General features: G+C 38.8%; 1 protein-coding gene. It reads right to left on the reverse strand.

Annotated features, from left to right (window positions below):
* Positions 1-206, reverse strand: a 206-nt coding sequence (locus tag B3182_RS06175) for a hypothetical protein (RefSeq protein WP_292751996.1), incomplete at both ends; no start/stop codon positions are given.

Raw genomic sequence — 206 nt, forward strand, 5'->3', positions numbered from 1 at the left:
TCCATAGCAGTATTTTCATTTTTTAACTGCAATATTAATCTGCCTTCGCCTTGTTCGCCGCGTCTGAAATCGATATCCGTCACCGAATTAATATCTGGAGCAGCTAACGGAGTTGTATTTGGAAGTGGTGCTTTTGCAATCTGCCCATTGTTTTCATTAAGGAAAACTTTGACGATCTTCCCTTCTACTTCAATTTCATAAGGTAA

The organism is Methylophaga sp. UBA4204, from assembly GCF_002379485.1.
Classification (GTDB): domain Bacteria; phylum Pseudomonadota; class Gammaproteobacteria; order Nitrosococcales; family Methylophagaceae; genus Methylophaga.